Here is an 18,060-nt window from a genome sequence, read left to right as displayed (position 1 = left end):
AGTACGGGCTCTTCCTGTGTGGTCCACGTCCCGTTGGCGGCGGGACGGTGCGTATGCGGTCGGACACGCCGACGATTCGATAACTGTCCGGTGAATTTCGCCCGTTTTCCGGGTACTCGATCGGGGTTAGCTACACCACTCCGATGTATCGGCGCGATATAGTGGGCCGGTAGGTTGACCGAGCCGGTCACGGTGGCCAACGCGACCGGTCGCGGTTTGTTCCCGGAAGGGGGTGCGGTGTGCTCGAGCTCGCGATCTTGGGCCTGCTGCACGAGACCCCCATGCACGGCTACGTGCTGCGCAAACGTTTGCATGAGACGCTCGGGATGTTCCGGACGTTCTCGTACGGCTCGCTGTACCCGACCCTGCGTCGGCTGCTTCGCGCCGGCTACCTCGTCGAGGAGCTCGAAGAGGTGGAAGACCGGGCGTGGGCGCGCCGGGGCAAGCGGGTGTACAAGCTCACCGCCGAGGGCAAGGAACGGTTCGCCGAACTGCTCGGCGACGCCGGGCCGCAGACGTGGGACGACGAAGGCTTCGGCGTCCACCTGGCGTTCTTTTCGAGGACACCGGCCGACGTCAGGATGCGAATCCTGGAAGGCCGCCGTCGTCGGGTCGAGGAACGCCGTGAAGGACTTCGGACGGCAATGGCGCGGGCCGAGGAGAAGATCGACCGCTACACCCGTGAGCTGCACCGGCTCGGGCTGGAGTCCAGTGAGCGGGAGGTGCGCTGGCTCAACGAGCTGATCGCGCACGAACAGGCCGAGCAGCGCGGGCCGGAGACCTGAGGCGCTCTCCGAGCGCGCTGCGCATTACCTACAACTGTTGGACTAATGAAGGAGAAACCGGCATGGGCGAGAACCGCCGCGTTCGGGTGGCCATCGTGGGCGTCGGCAACTGTGCGGCCTCGCTGGTCCAGGGCGTTCAGTACTACCGCGACGCAGATGCCGGCACTCGCGTGCCCGGTTTGATGCACGTCGTGTTCGGCGAGTACCACGTCCGCGACATCGAGTTCGTCGCCGCGTTCGACGTGGACGCCAAGAAGGTCAGCCGTGACCTGTCCGAGGCGATCTTCGCCTCGGAGAACAACACGATCAAGATCGCCGACGTGCCGCCGCTGGGTGTCACCGTGCAGCGCGGGCACACCTACGACGGGCTCGGCCGCTTCTACCGCGAGACCATCGAGGAGTCCGACGAGGCCCCGGTCGACGTCGTCGCCGCGCTGCGCGAGGCCGAGGTCGACGTGCTCGTCTCCTACCTGCCGGTGGGCTCCGAAGAGGCCGACAAGTTCTACGCGCAGGCCTGCATCGACGCCGGTGTGGCGTTCGTCAACGCGCTGCCGGTGTTCATCGCCTCCGACCCCGAGTGGGCGGAGAAGTTCCGCGCGGCGGGCGTCCCGATCGTCGGTGACGACATCAAGTCCCAGGTCGGCGCCACCATCACGCACCGCGTGCTGGCGAAGCTGTTCGAGGACCGCGGCGTCCAGCTCGACCGGACGATGCAGCTCAACGTGGGCGGGAACATGGACTTCCTGAACATGAAGGAGCTGGAGCGGCTCGAGTCGAAGAAGATCTCGAAGACCCAGTCGGTCACTTCGCAGGTCGACCGCGAGCTCGGCAAGGGCAACGTCCACATCGGGCCGTCCGACTACGTGCAGTGGCTCGACGACCGCAAGTGGGCCTACGTCCGGCTCGAAGGCCGCGCCTTCGGCGACGTGCCGCTGAACCTGGAGTACAAGCTCGAGGTGTGGGACTCGCCGAACTCGGCGGGCATCATCATCGACGCCGTGCGCGCCGCGAAGATCGCGAAGGACCGCGGTATCGGCGGCCCGATCCTGTCGGCTTCCTCGTACTTCATGAAGTCGCCGCCGGAGCAGTACGACGACGCCACCGCGCGCGACGAGGTCGAGAAGTTCATCGCCGGCGAGGCGTGACCCTCCCCGGACGCGGGCTGAAAGGTCCTTTCCTTGCGAAATTCGCAAGGAAAGGACCTTTCATGGCATCCGGGCGCCCGCGAGAGGCTGAACCTGGTCCGGTCCCGAGCGGGAGCGTTGCGAAAGCCACTTTCGCGACGTTGAAGGTTGCGAAAGTGGCTTTCGCAACACCCCGTCGGCCCGGAATCAGCCCTCCAGCAGCGCCGCCGGCAGATCCGTGATCACCGGCACCACCGTCGTCTCCGCCAGCACCGCCGGATCCGGCGGGAAATGCGGATTCGGCACCGCGTACACCGTCATCCCCGCGGCCAGCGCCGCGCGCAGCCCGTTGGTGGTGTCCTCCACGGCCGCGCAGTTCTTCGGCTCCGCGCCCAGCAGCTCCGCCGCCTTCAGGTACACATCGGGCGCCGGCTTTCCGGCGCCGACCTGCTCCGACGAAACCGCCGTCGGCACCGGCAGCCGCGTGATGTCGAGGAACGCCTTGATCAGCAGCGGCGGCGACGAGCTCGCGATCGCCACCGGCCAGTGCTTCGCGACCTCGCGCACGACCCCCGGCGCGCCCGGGATGATCGGCGGTTTCTCCGCGTACCGCCGCGCCATCCGGTCGATCACCACCTGCGCGACGTCCTCGGGCCGCAGCTGGACGCCGAGGTCGTGCGCCAGGTAGGCGGCCCATTCCGGGGTGCTCATCCCCTGCATCGCCCTGGTCGATTCCTCCCGCCAGGTGCCGTGGAACTCGTGGACGACCGCCCGGCGGACCTCGTCCCACATCTTTTCCGAATCCACCAGGACACCGTCGAGATCGAAGATCACCGCTTCCACACCCCCAACCCTAGGCGCTGGAAACCTGTGCGGCAGATTACTTAGCCATGCTCAGTAATTTTAGTTAGCATGGCTAAGTGACCACGAAAGTCGCCGACCTCGCCCACCGGCTCCGCCCGCTGGTGTTCCGGCTGTACTACCTCGTCCGCCGGGAGACGCCGCAGGTGCAGCTCACCCTCACGCAGGGTTCGGTGCTGTCGGAGCTGCTCAACGGCGGTCCACGCCGGATGAGCACGCTCGCCGACCTGGAACGGGTCCGGATGCCGACGATGACCGACGTCGTCCGCCGTCTCGAACGGCTGGGCCTGGTCAGCCGCCGCCGCGATCCCGCCGACGGCCGGGCGGTGCTCGTCGAAGTCACCGAGGTGGGGCAGCGCTTCCATCGCCGGCTGATCGTCGCGCGGGAGGAGTTCCTCCGCGAACGCCTCCTCGAACTCGACGAGACCGACCGCATCGCGATCGAAGCCGCGCTCCCCGCCTTCACCCGATTGCTGCACGAAGACAAGAAGGAGGAACTGATCCGCGATGAGCGCTGAGCACCACTCGAGCCTGTTGGACGCCGTCAAGGGGCAGCCCAAACAGGTATGGATCACCGCGTTCGCCGCGGTCATCGCGTTCATGGGTATCGGGCTCGTCGACCCGATCCTGCTGTCGATCGCGGAAGGCCTGAAAGCGACGCCGTCGGAAGTGACCCTGCTGTTCTCCAGCTACCTCGGCGTCCAGGCGGTCGCCATGCTGGTGACCGGCGCGATGAGTGCCCGGTTCGGGGCCAAGCGGACCGTGGTCGTCGGGCTGACGCTGGTCGTCGTCGCCACCGCGCTGTGCGCCGCGTCCGGGTCGATCGAGCAGCTCATCGGGTTGCGTGCGGTCTGGGGGCTCGGCAACGCCTTCTTCATCGCGACCGCGCTTTCGGTCATCGTCGGCGCCGCGACCGGCGGCCAGGCCGGCGCGATCCTGCTGTACGAGGCCGCGCTCGGCGTCGGCCTGGCGGTCGGCCCGCTGCTGGGCGCCCTGCTCGGCAGCATCTCGTGGCGCGGCCCGTTCTTCGGCACTTCGCTGCTGATGCTGTGCGGTCTCGTGCTCTGCTCGATCTTCCTGACCGGCGACGCGAAGGAGAAGCGGCCGAAGATCCGCCTGCTCGACCCGTTCCGCGCGCTCAAGCACGGTGGATTGCTGCGTACGTCGATCGGGTCCGCCCTCTACACCGCCGCGTTCTTCGTCGTGCTGGCGTGGTCGCCGTTCGTGCTGGAGTGGAGCGCCGTCGCCGTCGGCCTCATCTTCTGCGGCTGGGGCCTTTCGGTCGCCGTCGCGGGCGTGGTGCTGGCGCCGAAGCTGGCCGCGAAGCTCGGCGAGCGGCACGCGACCGTGGTCGCCGTCTTCGGTTACGCCGTCCTGCTGCTGATCATGGCGATCCCGAGCAAGCCCGTCCTGGTGGTCGGCATCATCCTGTCCGGTCTGGTGTCCGGCCTGCTCAACACGCTCTTCACCGGTACGGCGATGTCGATCAGCGGCGCCCCGCGTCCGGTCGCGAGCGCCGGGTACAACTTCTGCCGCTGGCTCGGCGGCGCGGTCGCGGCGACCGTCGTCGGTCACCTGGCCGAGTGGTTCGGTGCCAAGCAGGCGCCGTTCGTGATCGCCGCGATCCTGTGCGTGCTGGCCGGCGCCCTGCTGACGATCCGCGAGAAGTCCGCCGATCCGCACACGATTCCGGCCGAGGCCGTCCTCGTGGGCGAGGAGATGTAAGCGGAACAAAGGGTGAACACCGGACCAACGAGGGGTTTCCTCTCGTCGGTCCGGTGCCTTAGCGTCGACCTCCCGAACTGCAGATGCGAGGTCCGCGTGAAATTCCTTCCGTTGCTGGCCGGCCACTCACCGAGCCGGGCATCAGTGACCTGTACCTACCGCTGTGGCGACGCGTGCTTCCACGACGCGCCGAACACGTCGGACAACCCCACCTTCGCCGACGTGCTCGGCGCGGTGAGCCGCCGTGGCGCGTTGAAGGCGACCGCCGTCGTCGCGCTGGCCGCCGGCACCCCGCTCGCGCTCGCCGCGCCCGCGTCCGCCGCCCCCGAGGGACGGCCGAAACCGCCACCCGGCACGGACTACGAGCGGGTCCAGCCGAACACGCTCGACGCCGTCGTGGTGCCCGAGGGCTACGAGCAGGGCATCGTGATCCGCTGGGGTGACGCGGTGCTGCCCGGCGCGCCGGAGTTCGACTTCGACCACCAGACCGCCGAGGCACAGGCGAAGCAGTTCGGCTACAACTGCGACTTCGCCGCGCTGCTGCCGCTCGACCACTGGGGCCTCTCCGCGCTCCTGGTCACGAACCACGAGTACACGTCGGAAGAGTTCATGTTCCGCGGTTACGACCGGAACAACCCGACCGAGGAACAGGTCAAGATCGCGTGGGCGGCCCACGGGCTGACCGTCGTCCAGGTGTCGCGCGGACGCGACACCGGGCACCTGCGGCCGAAGATGTCCCGCTACAACCGGCGGATCACGCTGCACACGCCGTTCAAGGTCACGGGTCCGGCCGCGGGCAGCGACCTGCTGAAGACCGCCGCCGATCCCACCGGCACGGTGGTGCTGGGCACGATGAACAACTGCGCGGGCGGCGTCACGCCGTGGGGCACGATCCTGTCCGGCGAGGAGAACATCAACCAGTACTTCGGGAACGCGGACACCGTGGCCGATCCGGTGAAGCGCAAGCGCTACGCGCGCTATGGCATCCGGGGCACCGCGACCACCCGCAAGTGGGAGCGCTTCGACGCGCGCTGGGACATCGCGAGGGAGCCGAACGAGGCACACCGCTTCGGCTGGGTGATCGAGCTGGATCCGCACGACCCGGACAGCACCCCGGTCAAGCACACACATCTGGGCCGCTTCAAGCACGAGACGGCCAACATCCGCGTCGCCAAGGACGGCCGCGTGGTCGCCTACTCCGGTGACGACGAGCGCTTCGAATACATCTACAAGTTCATCTCGACGGGCCGGATGAAGCCGGGGAACAGCGCGCACGCCCGGCGCCACAACATGACCCTGCTCGACGACGGCACGCTGTACGTCGGCCGCTTCACCGGCGACAGCCCGCCCGCCGAGATCGACGGCACCGGGAAACTGCCCAGTGACGGCGAATTCGACGGCGGCGGCGAGTGGATCCCGCTGGCCTCGGGCAACAAGTCCTTTGTGGACGGAATGACCGCCGAAGAGGTCTACGTCTTCACCCGCGAGGCGGCCGACCGGGTGGGCGCCACCAAGATGGACCGCCCCGAGGACATCCAGGCCCATCCGTACACCGGCCGGATCTACTGCGCGCTGAGCAACAACGTCGAGCGCGGCAACCCCGGCAAGGAAGGCGCCACCGAGCCCAACCCGCGGCTGAACAACAAGCACGGCCAGGTGCTGGAGCTCGAGGAGCGTCGCGGTGACGCGCTCGCGCTCACCTTCAGCTGGCGGTTGTTCCTGGTGTGCGGCGACCCGGCCTCGCCGGACACCTATTTCGCCGGCTTCCCCAAGGACCAGGTCTCACCGATCTCCAGCCCGGACAACGTGGCCTTCGACCGGCACGGCAACCTCTGGATCTCCACCGACTCGGCGGGCGCGCTCGGCATCAACGACGGCCTCTACTCGGTACCGCTCGAAGGCCGCAACCGCGGGGAGCTCAAGCTGTTCCTCACCGTGCCCCGCGGCGCGGAGACCTGCGGGCCGATCGTCGAGCGGAAGATCGTCACGGTCTGTGTCCAGCATCCGGGTGAAGTTGACGGCGCGAACGCCGACAAACCGGCCTCCCATTGGCCGGACGGTGGGGAAACCCAGCCTCGTCCCTCCGTGGTGGCGGTGTGGAAACCGGGCAGGCATGGCCTGGAAGACATCGGTTCCTAGTCGAAAAGCAACGATCTAGCAGTACTTTTGGTCGATGGCGCGCTGCCGGGTCCGGCAGCGCGCCATCGCTCGTTCGCGCGCTGTTCATCTTCTGGCCAGAGCTGGATCGTTTTGGTCGCTTACCGTCACGGCGTTCCCCCGACTGGACTACGTGTACCCACCGCGACCATGGAGGCCCTGTGTCCTTCGAGCCTCAGCGGCTGCTGCCGTTGATCACCTCCCACCCCGGTGGCCGCTCCGCGGTCACCTGCGAGTACCGCTGCGGCAACGCGTGCGCCCACCCCGAGCCGAACACGTCGGACAACGAATACTTCGGCGACGTCGTCAAGAACATGCTTTCCCGTCGTGGCGCGCTGAAGGCCGGCGCCGTGATGGCCGCCGCCGCGGGCGGTTTCGCCGCGCTGTCCGGCACGGCCGCCGCCGAAACCCCGGCTGAAGTCGCCGCCGCGGGCCACGGCAAGCCGGGCCGCCCCGGCCGTCCGGTGCCCGGCACCGACTTCGAAGCGGTGCCGCCGAACACCCTCGACGCGATCACCATCCCCGAGGGTTACGAGCAGCGCGTCGTCATCCGCTGGGGCGACGCCGTCGAGTGGGGCGCGCCGAAGTTCGACTTCCACAAGCAGACCGCGGCCGCGCAGGCGAAGCAGTTCGGCTACAACTGCGACTTCGTCGGCCTGATCCCGCAGGATCCGCTGGGCATCCGCAACCTGCTGGTGGTGAACCACGAGTACACCACCGAGGTCCACATGTTCCCGGCCGACCAGTACGACCCGAAGAACCCGACCGAGGAGCAGGTCAAGATCGCGTGGGCCGCGCACGGTCTTTCGGTCGTCCAGGCCTTCCGCGACCCGGTCGGTGGCGCCCTGCGCGTGACGCCGAGCCCGTTCAACCGCCGCATCACGCTGAACACCGCCTTCGAGGTGCGCGGCCCGGCCGCCGGTTCGAAGTACCTCAAGACGTCCGCGGACCCGACCGGCCGCAAGGTCTTCGGCACGCAGAACAACTGCGCCGGCGGCGTGACCCCTTGGGGCACCGTGCTTTCCGGCGAGGAGAACGTCAACCAGTACTTCGCCAACGCGGCGAGCGTCACCGACCCGGTCGCGGCGGCCCGCCTGAAGCGGTACGGCTTCTCGGGCACCGAGAGCACCCGCAAGTGGGAGCGGTTCGACAAGCGCTGGGACCTCGCGCAGGAGCCCAACGAGGCCAACCGCTTCGGCTGGGTCGTCGAGATCGACCCGAACGACCCGAACTCGACGCCGATCAAGCACACCGCGCTCGGCCGGTTCAAGCACGAGGCCGCGAACATCAAGATCACCAAGGACGGCCGCGTCGCCGTCTACTCGGGTGACGACGAGCGCTTCGAGTACATCTACAAGTTCGTCTCCAAGGGCAAGTACAAGCCGGGCAAGAGCGCGCACGCGCGCCGCCACAACTCGGCGCTGCTCGACGACGGCACGCTGTACGTCGGCCGCTTCACCGGCGACAGCCCGGCCGCCGAGATCGACGGCACCGGAAAGCTCCCGTCGGACGGCGAATTCGACGGTGTCGGCGAGTGGATCCCGCTGGCGTCGGGCGACAAGTCCTTTGTGGACGGCTTCACCGCCGAAGAGGTCTACGTCTTCACCCGCGAAGCGGCGGACAAGGTCAAGCCGACCAAGATGGACCGCCCCGAGGACATCGAGGCGAACCCGGTCAACGGCCGGATCTACGCGGCGCTGACCAACAACAGCCAGCGCGGCCCCGCCGGCAAGGCGAACGTCGACGAGGCGAACCCGCGCCCGAACAACCGCAACGGCCACGTCCTGGAGTGGGAGGAGGACCGAGGCGACGCCGCGTCGACGAAGTTCTCCTGGCGGCTCCTCCTGGTCTGCGGTGACCCGAAGACGGCCGACACCTACTTCGGCGGCTTCCCGAAGGAGCAGGTCAGCCCGATCTCCTGCCCGGACAACGTCGCATTCGACCGGCACGGCAACCTGTGGATCTCCACCGACGGCAACGCCCTCGGTGCCCACGACGGCCTGTTCTCGGTGCCGGTCGACGGCCCGGAACGCGGGCACGTCAAGCAGTTCCTGTCGGTCCCGGTCGGCGCGGAATGCTGCGGCCCGGTGGTGACCGACCACCTGGTGCTCGTCGCCGTGCAGCACCCGGGTGAGGACGCGGCCAGCTCCGCGAACCCGACGTCGCACTGGCCGGACGGCGGCACTTCGCAGCCGCGGCCGTCGATCGTGTCGGTGTGGAAGAAGGGCCGCTGGGGCCAGGTCGGCCGCATCGGCGTCAAGTAGTGGCTTCCGGCGCCCCGATCACTCTCGGCGAGACTTGTTCTGCCTGATCGGGGCGCCGGACGACACCGTTCGGTGATGACGGAACCCTGCCGCGCTCATTAGCTTCAGCCCTGTGAAACGGGCAATGGTGGTGATGGTGGCGGGCGCGCTCGTCTCCGGCTTCGTCCCTTCGTACGCGCAGGCGGCGACCGTCCCGTCCGGCTGCACCGGCGGCGTCGCGCCGAATCCGAGCGTCGAGCAGGGCAGCCCACCCGCCGGGTACACGTTCAACCCTGCCGCCCCGGTGCCTCCCGGCACGCCGAGGAGCAAGCAGCCCCGGCTGTCGACGGCCAGCGGGTACCAGTCCGACGGGGGCAAATACGCCCTGATCTCGACCCCGGACAAGATGATCAGCACCGCCTACGCGGCCATGAAGTTCGTGCCCGGCGGCGTCTACACCCTGACCGACTGGACCGGCACGAACGTCCAGCGCGCGGACGCCGTCCAGGAGACGGGGCTGCGGTTCTACAACGGATCCGGCAAGGTCGTCCTGGAGAACAAACTCAAGGTCGTGCACGCCGTCGAGGCCGACGGCAAACTGGCCCGGCAGGATTTCCCGCCGTCGGTCGCCCCGCCGTCGGCCGGTTCGGTGAAGTTCTTCGCCGCCACCGACCGCAACTGGGTCATGTGGGACTGCGTCCACCTGCGGGTCGACTCGTTTTCGGCGAAGGCGGAAGTGCGTGATCCGGCGAGCGGCGCCTGGGGCGCCACGGCCACCCTGGAGGCGGGCACCACCGCGAACTACCGGTTCACCGTCACCAACGACGGCACCACGACGCTGACCGCCATCAAGGTCGAAGACCCGTACTGCGACGCGAACCCCGCCCCGATCGCGACCCTCGAAGCAGGCAAGTCGGCGACCGTCACCTGCGACCACAAAAACGTCACCGAGGCGGACAACGGCCACGTCAGCACCGTGACCGTCTCCAGCGGGACTCTGCCGAAGAAGACCGCGACCACGACCATCAAGGTCACCCCGCCGCCCGCGATCGACGAGATCGGCGAGTTCGTCTGGAACGACCTCGACCGGAACGGGTTGCAGGACGCCGGGGAGCCGGGCGTTCAGGGCGTGAAGGCGACTTTGAAGGACGCGTCCGGCAAAGCGCTCGGGACGCTCACCACCGACGCCGGCGGCAAATACCGCTTCACCAAGCTGAAGGACGGCATCTACCAGGTCTGCTTCGACCTCGCCGGGCTTCCCTTCACGTACACGGCGAAGGACGCGGGCGACGACGCGAAGGATTCGGACGCCGACCCGGCGACCGGCTGCACCGCGACCACCACCGTCGGCCCTCGCAAGCGGATCGACCTGACGCTCTCCGCGGGTCTCGTCGCGCCGCTGAGCAGGCTGGGCGATTTCGTGTGGCTGGACAAGGACAAGGACGGTCTCCAGAGCCGCGACGAACTCGGCGTCCCGGACGTGAAAGTGACGTTGAAGGACGCCTCCGGCAAAGAGGTCGGCTCCACCGTGACCGGCCCCGACGGGCGATACGCCTTCGAACGGGTGATCCCGGGCTCGTACCAGGTGTGCTTCGACGTCGGCTCACGTCAGCTGACCCGGCCCGGCGTCGCGCACTACAACGGCACCGATTCGGCCGCGGACCCCGCGACCGGCTGCACGCCGGTGGCCTCGCCCGGCTCCCCGGAAGACCTGACCAGGGACGCCGGCCTGCTCGACCCGTGATCGCCGCCCGATCACGCGAGTTACGCCTCCAATCACGCGTGTTACGCCTTCAATCACGCGAATCACGCCTTGACCACAAAGTGTCGGTGGGTGCCGCTAACGTCGCCGACCGTGACTTCCCATCTCGACGCCACCCGCGAGTCCTACGACACCGTCGCCGAGGACTACGCGGCACGGATCAAGCCGCTCTTCGACCAGGAGCCGATCAGCCGCGCGATGCTCGCCGCCTTCGCCGAGCAGGTGCGCGGCCCGGTCGTCGACGTCGGCTGCGGTCCCGGCCACGTCACCGCTCACCTGGCGTCGCTCGGTCTCGACGTCACCGGTGTCGATTTGTCGCCGAAAATGGTCGAGATCGCCCGTCGTCAGCACCCTGAACAGCGGTTTTCGGTCGGCTCGATGGCCGACATGGACTTTCCGGACGGGTCTTTGGGCGGTCTCGTCGCCTGGTGGTCGATCTTCCACCTGCCGCCGGAGGAGCTCCCGGCGGTGTTCACGGAGTTCCGCCGCACGCTCGCGCCAGGTGGTCGTCTGCTGCTCGGGTTCCACGTCGGTGACGAGCGGCTGAGCCCGGAGACGGCGTATGGCCACCCGGTCACCTACGACGCCTACCTGCTGGATCCCGGCCGGGTCGCGGACCTGCTCGGGCAGGCGGGCTTCGAGGTCACCGCGCGGCTGACCATGGAAGGGAGGAAATGGCCACAGTCCTGCCTGTCCGGCCGTGCGGTTTGACTCGCGGGCCGCGGGCCTGATCTGCTGCGCACGCAACCGAGCCGGGCGGGGCCATGACGCAGACGAACACGACCACGGGTGAGAACACGCCCGACTGGCCTTCGCGCGCCTGGTACCTGAGGCCGTCGACCTGGACTTGGTTCGGGTTCGGCCTGGTGCTGATGGTCTACGCCGATCTGGCCTGGCGCCGCCGCTGGATGAGCGACGACGGGCTGATCGTGCTGCGGACGGTCCGTCAGATCCTCGCGGGCAACGGGCCGGTCTTCAATGTCGGCGAGCGGGTCGAGACCAACACCAGTCCTTTGTGGACGGCCGTCCTGAGCGTCCTCGGGCTGATCCCGGGGGTGCCGCTGGAATGGGTCTCCGTGGTCACCGGGCTGGTCTTCTCGGTCGCGGGGTTGTTCTTCGGCCTGGACGGCGCACGGCGGCTCTATCAACCGCTGGCGTTCCACGGACTCGCGCCGGCCGGGGCGCTCGTGGTCTGCGCGCTGCCGCCGTTCCGCGACTTCGCGACGTCCGGGCTCGAAACCGGGCTGATCACCTTGTGGCTGGGCGGTACCTGGTGGTTGCTCGTCCGCCGCGCGTCCACAATGGACGATCTGCGCACCTGGCCGGTCGCGCTGGTAGCCGGGCTGGGACCGTTGGTGCGGCCCGATCTCGCGCTTTTCAGCGCCGTCGCCTTGGTGGCGTTGCTCGTCCTCGCGCGGCCGGGACGACGCCGCGCGGTGGGCCTGATGGTCGTGGCGGTCGCGCTCCCGTTGGCGTATCAGGTGTTCCGGATGGGCTACTACGGTCTGCTGACACCGAACACCGCACTGGTCAAGGAGGCGTCGGAGGCGAACTGGGCTCGCGGATGGGCGTACCTGGCCGACCTCGTCCAGCCGTACTGGCTCCTGCTCCCGCTGCTGCTGCTCGCCGCCGCGGTGGTCACGGTCTCGTCCACTATGGACAGAACCTTCGTGGTGCTCACCGCGGTTCCGGTGGCCGGATCGGTGCTGCTCGCGTTGTACGTGATCCGGGTCGGCGGGGATTTCATGCACGGGCGCATGCTGCTCCCGGCGTTGTTCTGCCTGCTCTTGCCGGTGCTGGCCCTGCCGGTGACGAGGGTGACCGTGGCACTTCTGGTCGCCGTCGGGATCTGGGCGTTCGTGGCCGCCGCGTCGCTCCGTCCGGCGTACTCGGCTTCTCCGCGCGCTGTGGGCGTCACGGACGAGCGGGCGTTCTGGTCGCGGTCGACGGGGCACGAACACCCGGTCCTGGCGGAGGACTACGCCGACCACCCGCTGATGCCGTCGGCGCTGGCCGCCATCCGCGGCGTGACAGGTCCGGCGGTGCTGATCCAGGACTACACGACCCGGCGCTGGCACGCGTACCCGACGGACCGGCCATACGTGACCGTCGCGGCGGACAGCATGGGCGCGCTCGGCCTGCTGATCCCGCTCGACATGCGGCTGCGCGACGGCTACGGCCTCGCGAACCCGTTCGCCGCGCATTCGACGGCTCTCCCCAACGGCCGTCCCGGCCACCAGAAATGGCTTCCGCCGGTCTGGGAGCTGGCGAATTCGGCGCGGCTCCCGATCGCCGAGGGCGGCCCGGTCCGCTCCGCGGACGTCGCCGCCGCCCGAGCGGCACTGGACTGCCCCGCTCTCGTGGCGATCGACGCGTCGGTGCGGGATCCCCTGACGGCCGACCGCTTCGCGGACAACCTCACCGGTTCCTTCACCCGCGGTTCGATCCGGTTCCCGCGCGTGGCGACCCCTCCCGTCGTGTGCGCCCCCTGATCACGCGAGTTACGCCTCCAATCACGCGAGTTACGCCTCTGATCACGCGAGTTCGCCGTCTGATCACGCGTGTCGGCCACCCAATCACGTGTGTCGGCCGTCTGATCACGTGAGCTGGCCGTCTGGACACGCGCCGGCGGTCCAGAACCGACCACTAGCGTGACGGTATGGCTGATCTACCCCTCGCTCTCGTCACCGGCGCCACCCGCGGCATCGGTGCCGCGACCGCCCGCGCGCTCGCTCCGACCCACCGGTTGCTGCTCGGCGGCCGCGACGCCGACGCGCTCGGCGAACTGGCGGGCACCCTGCCCGAGGCGAAGCCGTGGCCGATCGACCTGACCGACACCGAGGCGCTGGAGACGGCGGCCGCCGAAATCGGTGAGCTGGACGTGCTGGTGCACTCGGCGGGCGTGGCGCGGCTCGGCACGGTCGAGACCGCGACCGACGCCGACTGGCGGGCGAACTTCGAGGTCAACGTCCTGGGCGTCGTCACGCTGACCAGGCTGTTGCTGCCAGCGCTGCGCGCTTCGAAGGGGCACGTCGTCGTGATCAACTCGGGTGCCGGGCAGAACGCGCGGCCGGGTTGGGGGCCGTACGCGGCGAGCAAGTTCGCCGTCCGGGCCTTCGCCGACTCGCTGCGCGAGGAGGAGTCCGCGCTTCGGGTGACGTCGATCTACCCCGGCCGCACGGACACCGAGATGCAGCAGGCGATCGTCGCCGACGAGGGCCGCGAGTACGAGCCCGAACGCTTCCTTCGCCCCGAATCCGTCGCGGCCGCTGTCCTCGCCGCGGTCTCCGCGACCGGTGACGCGCACCCGACCGACGTGACCCTCCGGCCGCGCGGCCTGGTCTGACATCCCGGGTTCCCGATGTCGCATTAGAGACGCTCAGCGCCTCTAATGCGACATCGGGAACAGCTCGCACCCACTTGTCCACACCCCGTCGCCGTTGTGGACAACTCCCGGCTGACCAGCACTTTTCCACCGGCCCCAGCCCCCACCCCCGATAGACTGGCCTCGGGGCCGCCCCCTGGGACGGGTGGGGGGCTGCGTAGGTGAGTTAAGAGCGAAGGCGTGCGGCGGTGTGGGCTACTTCGGCCTGCACCTTGGCGCGGTCCACCCGCAGGGGTTCGCCGTCGCCGACGACCTGCTCGCCCGCCACCCACACGTCGCGGACGCGGCGTGAGCCCGCGGCCCACACCAGGTTCGCGAGCAGTTGCTCGTCGGGCACGTCGATGCCGGTCGCGAAGGCCGGGTCGTCGAGGTCGACGTGCACCATGTCCGCCCACCGGCCGGTTTCCAGCGCGCCGATGTCGGTCCGGCCCAGTGCGTCCGCGCCGCCGCGGGTGCCGAGCAGGAACGCGTCGGCCGCGGTCAGCACGGTCGAGTCGCCGGTCGCGAGCCGCGCGAACATCGCCGAGAGCTGCAGCTCCTCCCACAGATCGATGTCGTCGTTCGACGCCGGGCCGTCGGTGCCGAGCCCGATCGCGACGCCCGCCTTGCGCAGCTCCGTCACCCGGGCGATACCCGAGGCGAGCTTCGCGTTCGACCCGGGACAGTGCGCCATCCCGACGCCGCGCGCGGCGAACAGCGCGATGTCCTCGTCGGACAGATGGATGGCGTGCGCGGCCAGCGTCCGGCCCCGCAGCATCCCGACCTTCTCCAGCAGCGCGGGCACCGAACCGTGCGCTTCCCGCTGCTTGACGTCTTCGAGCGCCGCCTCGGCCACGTGGATCTGCACCAGGGCGCCACGCTCGGCCGCCGACTCCGCGGTCGCCCGCAGCGCTTCCTCGTTCAGCATGTACGCCGAGTGCGGCCCGTAGCCGACCTCGATCCGATCGCCGGGCCCGAACCGGAGACCGTCGGTGTCGATCCAGCGTTCGATGCTCTTCAGCATCGCGCGCCAATCCATCCCCGGCAGTTCCATGATCGGCGGGCCCAGCACCACCCGGCCACCGGTGGCGAGCACCGCGTCGGCGAGCTGTTCGCCTTCGAAGTACATCTCCGCGCTGGTCGTGACGCCGTGCCGCAGCATCTCGATCGAGCCCAGCATCATGCCGGTGCGGATGTCGGCGGGCTCCAGCTTCGCCTCGGCAGGCCAGATGATCTCGGTCAGCCACGGCAGCAGCGGCAGGTCGCCGCCCATCCCGCGCAGCAGCGTCATCGGGCTGTGCGCGTGCGCGTTGACCAGACCGGGCAGGAGGATGCCGCTCAACCGGGTCACGGGAGCGGACGATTCGGGGGCCCCGGACAGGGGACCGACATGGGTGACGCGGCCCGTCTCGTCCACGTCGACCACGGCGTCACGCAGCAACGAGCAAGCGGGGTCGGCGGGGAGTACGACAGGAGCGTGGAAACGGCGTTGCATGAAGGGAGCTTACGGGTGCTCTTTATCGCGCCGACCGCTATCTCGTCGCCAGGACGCAGCTTGCGCGTGAACGGCACTATCGCTATCCCGGCGCCCCGCCGCTCAGTCCACGACGCCGCTCCGCCACGCCCAGGCCGCGATCTCCACCCGGTTCCGCGCCCCGACCTTGCCCTGCACCGACGCCAGATGCGTCTTCACCGTGGACAGCGACAGGAACAGCTCGGCCCCGATCTCGGTGTTCGTCAGCCCCTTCGCGGCCGCCTTGACCACATCCAGCTCCCGCGCCGTGAGCGGCTCCGAAGGCGGCGTGACGTCGCGTTTCACCGTTCCGCCGTCGAAATGCTTCAGCAGCCGGACGGTGATCTGCGGCGACACCAGCGCGTCCCCGCGCGCCGCCGCGCGCACGGCTTCGATCAGCAGCGCGGGCCCGGCGTCCTTCAGCAGGAACCCGCTCGCGCCGTTCCGCAGCGCGGTGTGCACGTATTCGTCGAGGTCGAACGTCGTGACCACCACGACCTTCAGCGGATCGGCGACGTCCGGGCCCGCCAGCTGCTTGGTGACCTCGAGCCCGTCGATCCCCGGCATGCGGATGTCCAGCAGGCAGACGTCCGGCCGCAGTTCTCGCGCCTTGGCGACCGCCGAGACGCCGTCCGGCACGTCGGCGACCACCTCGATGTCGTCCTGTGCGTCCAGGATCATCCGGAAGCCGATCCGCACCATGTCCTGGTCGTCGGCGATCAGTACCCGGATCACTCTTCTCCTTCAAGTGGTAGCCACGCTTCGACGCGCCATCCGCCGCCCGGCACCCGTCCGGCGGAGAGCCGGCCGTGCAGCAGGGCGACCCGTTCGCGCATGCCGATCAGACCGTAGCCGCCCGACCCGCCTGCCGGACGGCCCTGTGGCTCGCGTCCGTCGTCGGTCACCTGGAGGTGCAGTTCGTTCTCGCTCACCTCGGCGATGACCAGCGCCTCCTTCGCGCCGGACGCGTGCTTGCCGATGTTCGTCAGCGACTCCTGCACCAGCCGCAACGCCGACCGCCCGACCTCGTGCGGCACGTTCGGCGGCAGTTCGAGCTTCATCGACGTCTTCACGCCGTGGTTCGACCGTTCGATCAGCGTCCGCAGGTCGGCGGCGAGATCGGTGGTGGCCTGTTCACTGAACTCGCTGCTCCCGGCAGGCGCGTCTCCGCGCATACTCCGCACGAGCCGCCGCATCGCCGCGAGCGCCTCCACCCCGGCGTCCTCGATCCGGCCCATCGCCTCGACCGCGACCTGCGGATTCTTCTCGCCCATCATCTTCGCCGCCTGCGCCTGCACGACGATCCCGGTGACGTGATGGGCGACCACGTCGTGCAGTTCCCGCGCCAGCGCCATCCGCTCCGACGTCTGCGCGTCGCTGATCGCCGACTGGATGACCTGCGTGCGTTCCGAATCCCGTGACCGCAGCGCCAGGCCGACCGCCACCGAGATGCCGAGCAGCAGCACCGCGGCCACGGCGAGACCGGCGATCTCGTCCGGATCGGTCATCAGCTTGGGGCCCGGACGTTTGGTGTTGAGGATCGAGGCCACGGCGACCACCACCGACAGCCCGACGATCCTCGGCACGGCCTTGCTCAGCCCGACCGCCCGGACCAGGGTGACGACCAGCCCCATCCCCGCGACGATCTGCGTCCCCGGCACCCCACCGGGTGTGGCGTAGTCGTAGCGGAGCCGGAGGAACGGCGTCACCAGCGCCGAAAGCAGCATGACCGCGGTGAGCGCGATCATCGCGTCGGCCGGTCGCCGCGGCGCGGCGACGGCGATGACCGCCGCGACGATCGAGCACACCAGGATCGGGAAGCCGTGCGCCCCGCTCTCGTAGGTGAAGCCGAACTCCAGGATCAGCGCGACACCCAGCAGGCCGATGAGCGGCCATTGGCCCATCACCAGCTTGTTGAGCTTCTGCAGCTTCTCGTAGTTCTTCGGATGCGCCGTCCGGTCGCGTCCGGGGATCGCGAAGAGCAGCGTGCCGCCCAGCAGGATGCCGCCGAACAGCATCGCCTGCGCCATGGTGCCGTTCGACTCGCTGCCGTAGTAGTACCGGCCGGACACCGCGGTCAGCGTGGCCAGCACCAGGCCGGTGATCACGGCGAACGCGACACCCGGCCGCGTCCGGCGCGCGGCGTAGAACAGGACCTCGACCCCCGCGACCACCTCGGTGATGGACAGATTGGCGAGCACGCTCGAGTAGGTCGGGATGTCGAAGTACCGGACGACCAGCGTGTACGCCACCAGCACGACCGAGGCCGCGACGGCGGCCACGGCCGCTCGCTTCTGCGCCCAGAGCGCGCAGAACACCATCGCGAAGATGCCGGGGAAGAGCAGGAGGTCGATCCCGCGCGGGCCCGTGTCGTCGAAGGCGGCGTCGGTCACGAAGATCAGGTCGAAAGCGAGCGCGGCCAGCAGGACGACGGCGGGCATGCCGATACGTCGCGCGAGCGCACTCACCCGCGCGGGGAACTTGTTCTGGGCCGGACCTGCTGTCACACCGTGACGGTAGAGGATC

The 18,060-nt window shown here is 69.2% G+C and carries 14 protein-coding genes; 10 read left to right on the top strand and 4 right to left on the bottom strand.

What is annotated here, in order from left to right:
• The first annotated feature begins 239 nt into the window (after positions 1-239).
• Positions 240-785 (top strand): PadR family transcriptional regulator, encoded by a 546-nt coding sequence (locus ACZ1DY_RS44090; protein WP_005168208.1) that lies wholly within the window; start codon positions 240-242, stop codon positions 783-785.
• 62 nt (positions 786-847) lie between these two features.
• Positions 848-1,930, top strand: a complete 1,083-nt coding sequence (locus tag ACZ1DY_RS44085; RefSeq protein WP_125679418.1) for an inositol-3-phosphate synthase — start codon at positions 848-850, stop codon at positions 1,928-1,930.
• A 186-nt stretch (positions 1,931-2,116) separates the two neighbouring features.
• Here the strand turns inward: ACZ1DY_RS44085 and ACZ1DY_RS44080 are convergent, their stop codons facing one another.
• Positions 2,117-2,752, bottom strand: coding sequence for an HAD family hydrolase (locus tag ACZ1DY_RS44080; RefSeq protein ID WP_457959054.1), 636 nt, complete (start codon positions 2,750-2,752; stop codon positions 2,117-2,119).
• Between the two features lie 77 nt (positions 2,753-2,829).
• Here ACZ1DY_RS44080 and ACZ1DY_RS44075 point away from each other — a divergent pair, with 77 nt between their 5' ends.
• From ACZ1DY_RS44075 to ACZ1DY_RS44040, 8 genes are all read left to right on the top strand, one after another.
• Entirely contained in the window at positions 2,830-3,288 is a 459-nt protein-coding gene (locus ACZ1DY_RS44075) for a MarR family winged helix-turn-helix transcriptional regulator (RefSeq protein WP_126737438.1), read from the top strand.
• A complete protein-coding gene (locus tag ACZ1DY_RS44070) occupies positions 3,278-4,495 on the top strand; it encodes an MFS transporter (protein WP_465483196.1) in 1,218 nt (405 codons plus the stop codon). Before ACZ1DY_RS44075 ends, ACZ1DY_RS44070 begins: the two co-directional genes overlap by 11 nt.
• A 96-nt stretch (positions 4,496-4,591) precedes the next feature.
• Positions 4,592-6,634, top strand: a complete 2,043-nt coding sequence (locus ACZ1DY_RS44065; RefSeq protein WP_465483195.1) for a PhoX family protein — start codon at positions 4,592-4,594, stop codon at positions 6,632-6,634.
• A 179-nt stretch (positions 6,635-6,813) separates the two neighbouring features.
• The gene (locus ACZ1DY_RS44060) at positions 6,814-8,916 is read left to right on the top strand and encodes a PhoX family protein (protein WP_257483488.1); all 2,103 of its coding nucleotides are present in this window, start codon (positions 6,814-6,816) and stop codon (positions 8,914-8,916) included.
• A gap of 124 nt (positions 8,917-9,040) precedes the next feature.
• Complete coding sequence (locus tag ACZ1DY_RS44055; protein ID WP_465485799.1) at positions 9,041-10,639, top strand: DUF7850 domain-containing protein; 1,599 nt, start codon at positions 9,041-9,043, stop codon at positions 10,637-10,639.
• A gap of 111 nt (positions 10,640-10,750) precedes the next feature.
• A complete protein-coding gene (locus ACZ1DY_RS44050; RefSeq protein WP_465483194.1) occupies positions 10,751-11,368 on the top strand; it encodes a class I SAM-dependent DNA methyltransferase in 618 nt (205 codons plus the stop codon).
• Positions 11,369-11,421: 53 nt separating this feature from the next.
• Positions 11,422-13,149, top strand: coding sequence for an arabinofuranosyltransferase AftB family protein (locus ACZ1DY_RS44045; RefSeq protein ID WP_465483193.1), 1,728 nt, complete (start codon positions 11,422-11,424; stop codon positions 13,147-13,149).
• Between the two features lie 167 nt (positions 13,150-13,316).
• On the top strand, positions 13,317-14,003 hold the full coding sequence (locus ACZ1DY_RS44040; protein ID WP_465483192.1) for an SDR family oxidoreductase: 687 nt from the start codon (positions 13,317-13,319) through the stop codon (positions 14,001-14,003).
• A 205-nt stretch (positions 14,004-14,208) separates the two neighbouring features.
• Here ACZ1DY_RS44040 and ACZ1DY_RS44035 read toward each other — a convergent pair whose 3' ends face one another.
• The 3 genes from ACZ1DY_RS44035 to ACZ1DY_RS44025 form a co-directional block, all read right to left on the bottom strand.
• Positions 14,209-15,516, bottom strand: a complete 1,308-nt coding sequence (locus tag ACZ1DY_RS44035) for an amidohydrolase family protein (protein ID WP_465483191.1) — start codon at positions 15,514-15,516, stop codon at positions 14,209-14,211.
• A gap of 102 nt (positions 15,517-15,618) precedes the next feature.
• Positions 15,619-16,269, bottom strand: a complete 651-nt coding sequence (locus tag ACZ1DY_RS44030; protein ID WP_126737430.1) for a response regulator — start codon at positions 16,267-16,269, stop codon at positions 15,619-15,621.
• On the bottom strand, positions 16,266-18,041 hold the full coding sequence (locus ACZ1DY_RS44025; RefSeq protein WP_371878809.1) for a sensor histidine kinase: 1,776 nt from the start codon (positions 18,039-18,041) through the stop codon (positions 16,266-16,268). Before ACZ1DY_RS44025 ends, ACZ1DY_RS44030 begins: the two co-directional genes overlap by 4 nt.
• Positions 18,042-18,060 lie beyond the last annotated feature (19 nt).

Source organism: Amycolatopsis sp. PSD-21, from assembly GCF_055561455.1.
Note: the sequence above shows the minus strand (reverse complement) of the source record. Positions and strands in the feature narration are given on the sequence as shown.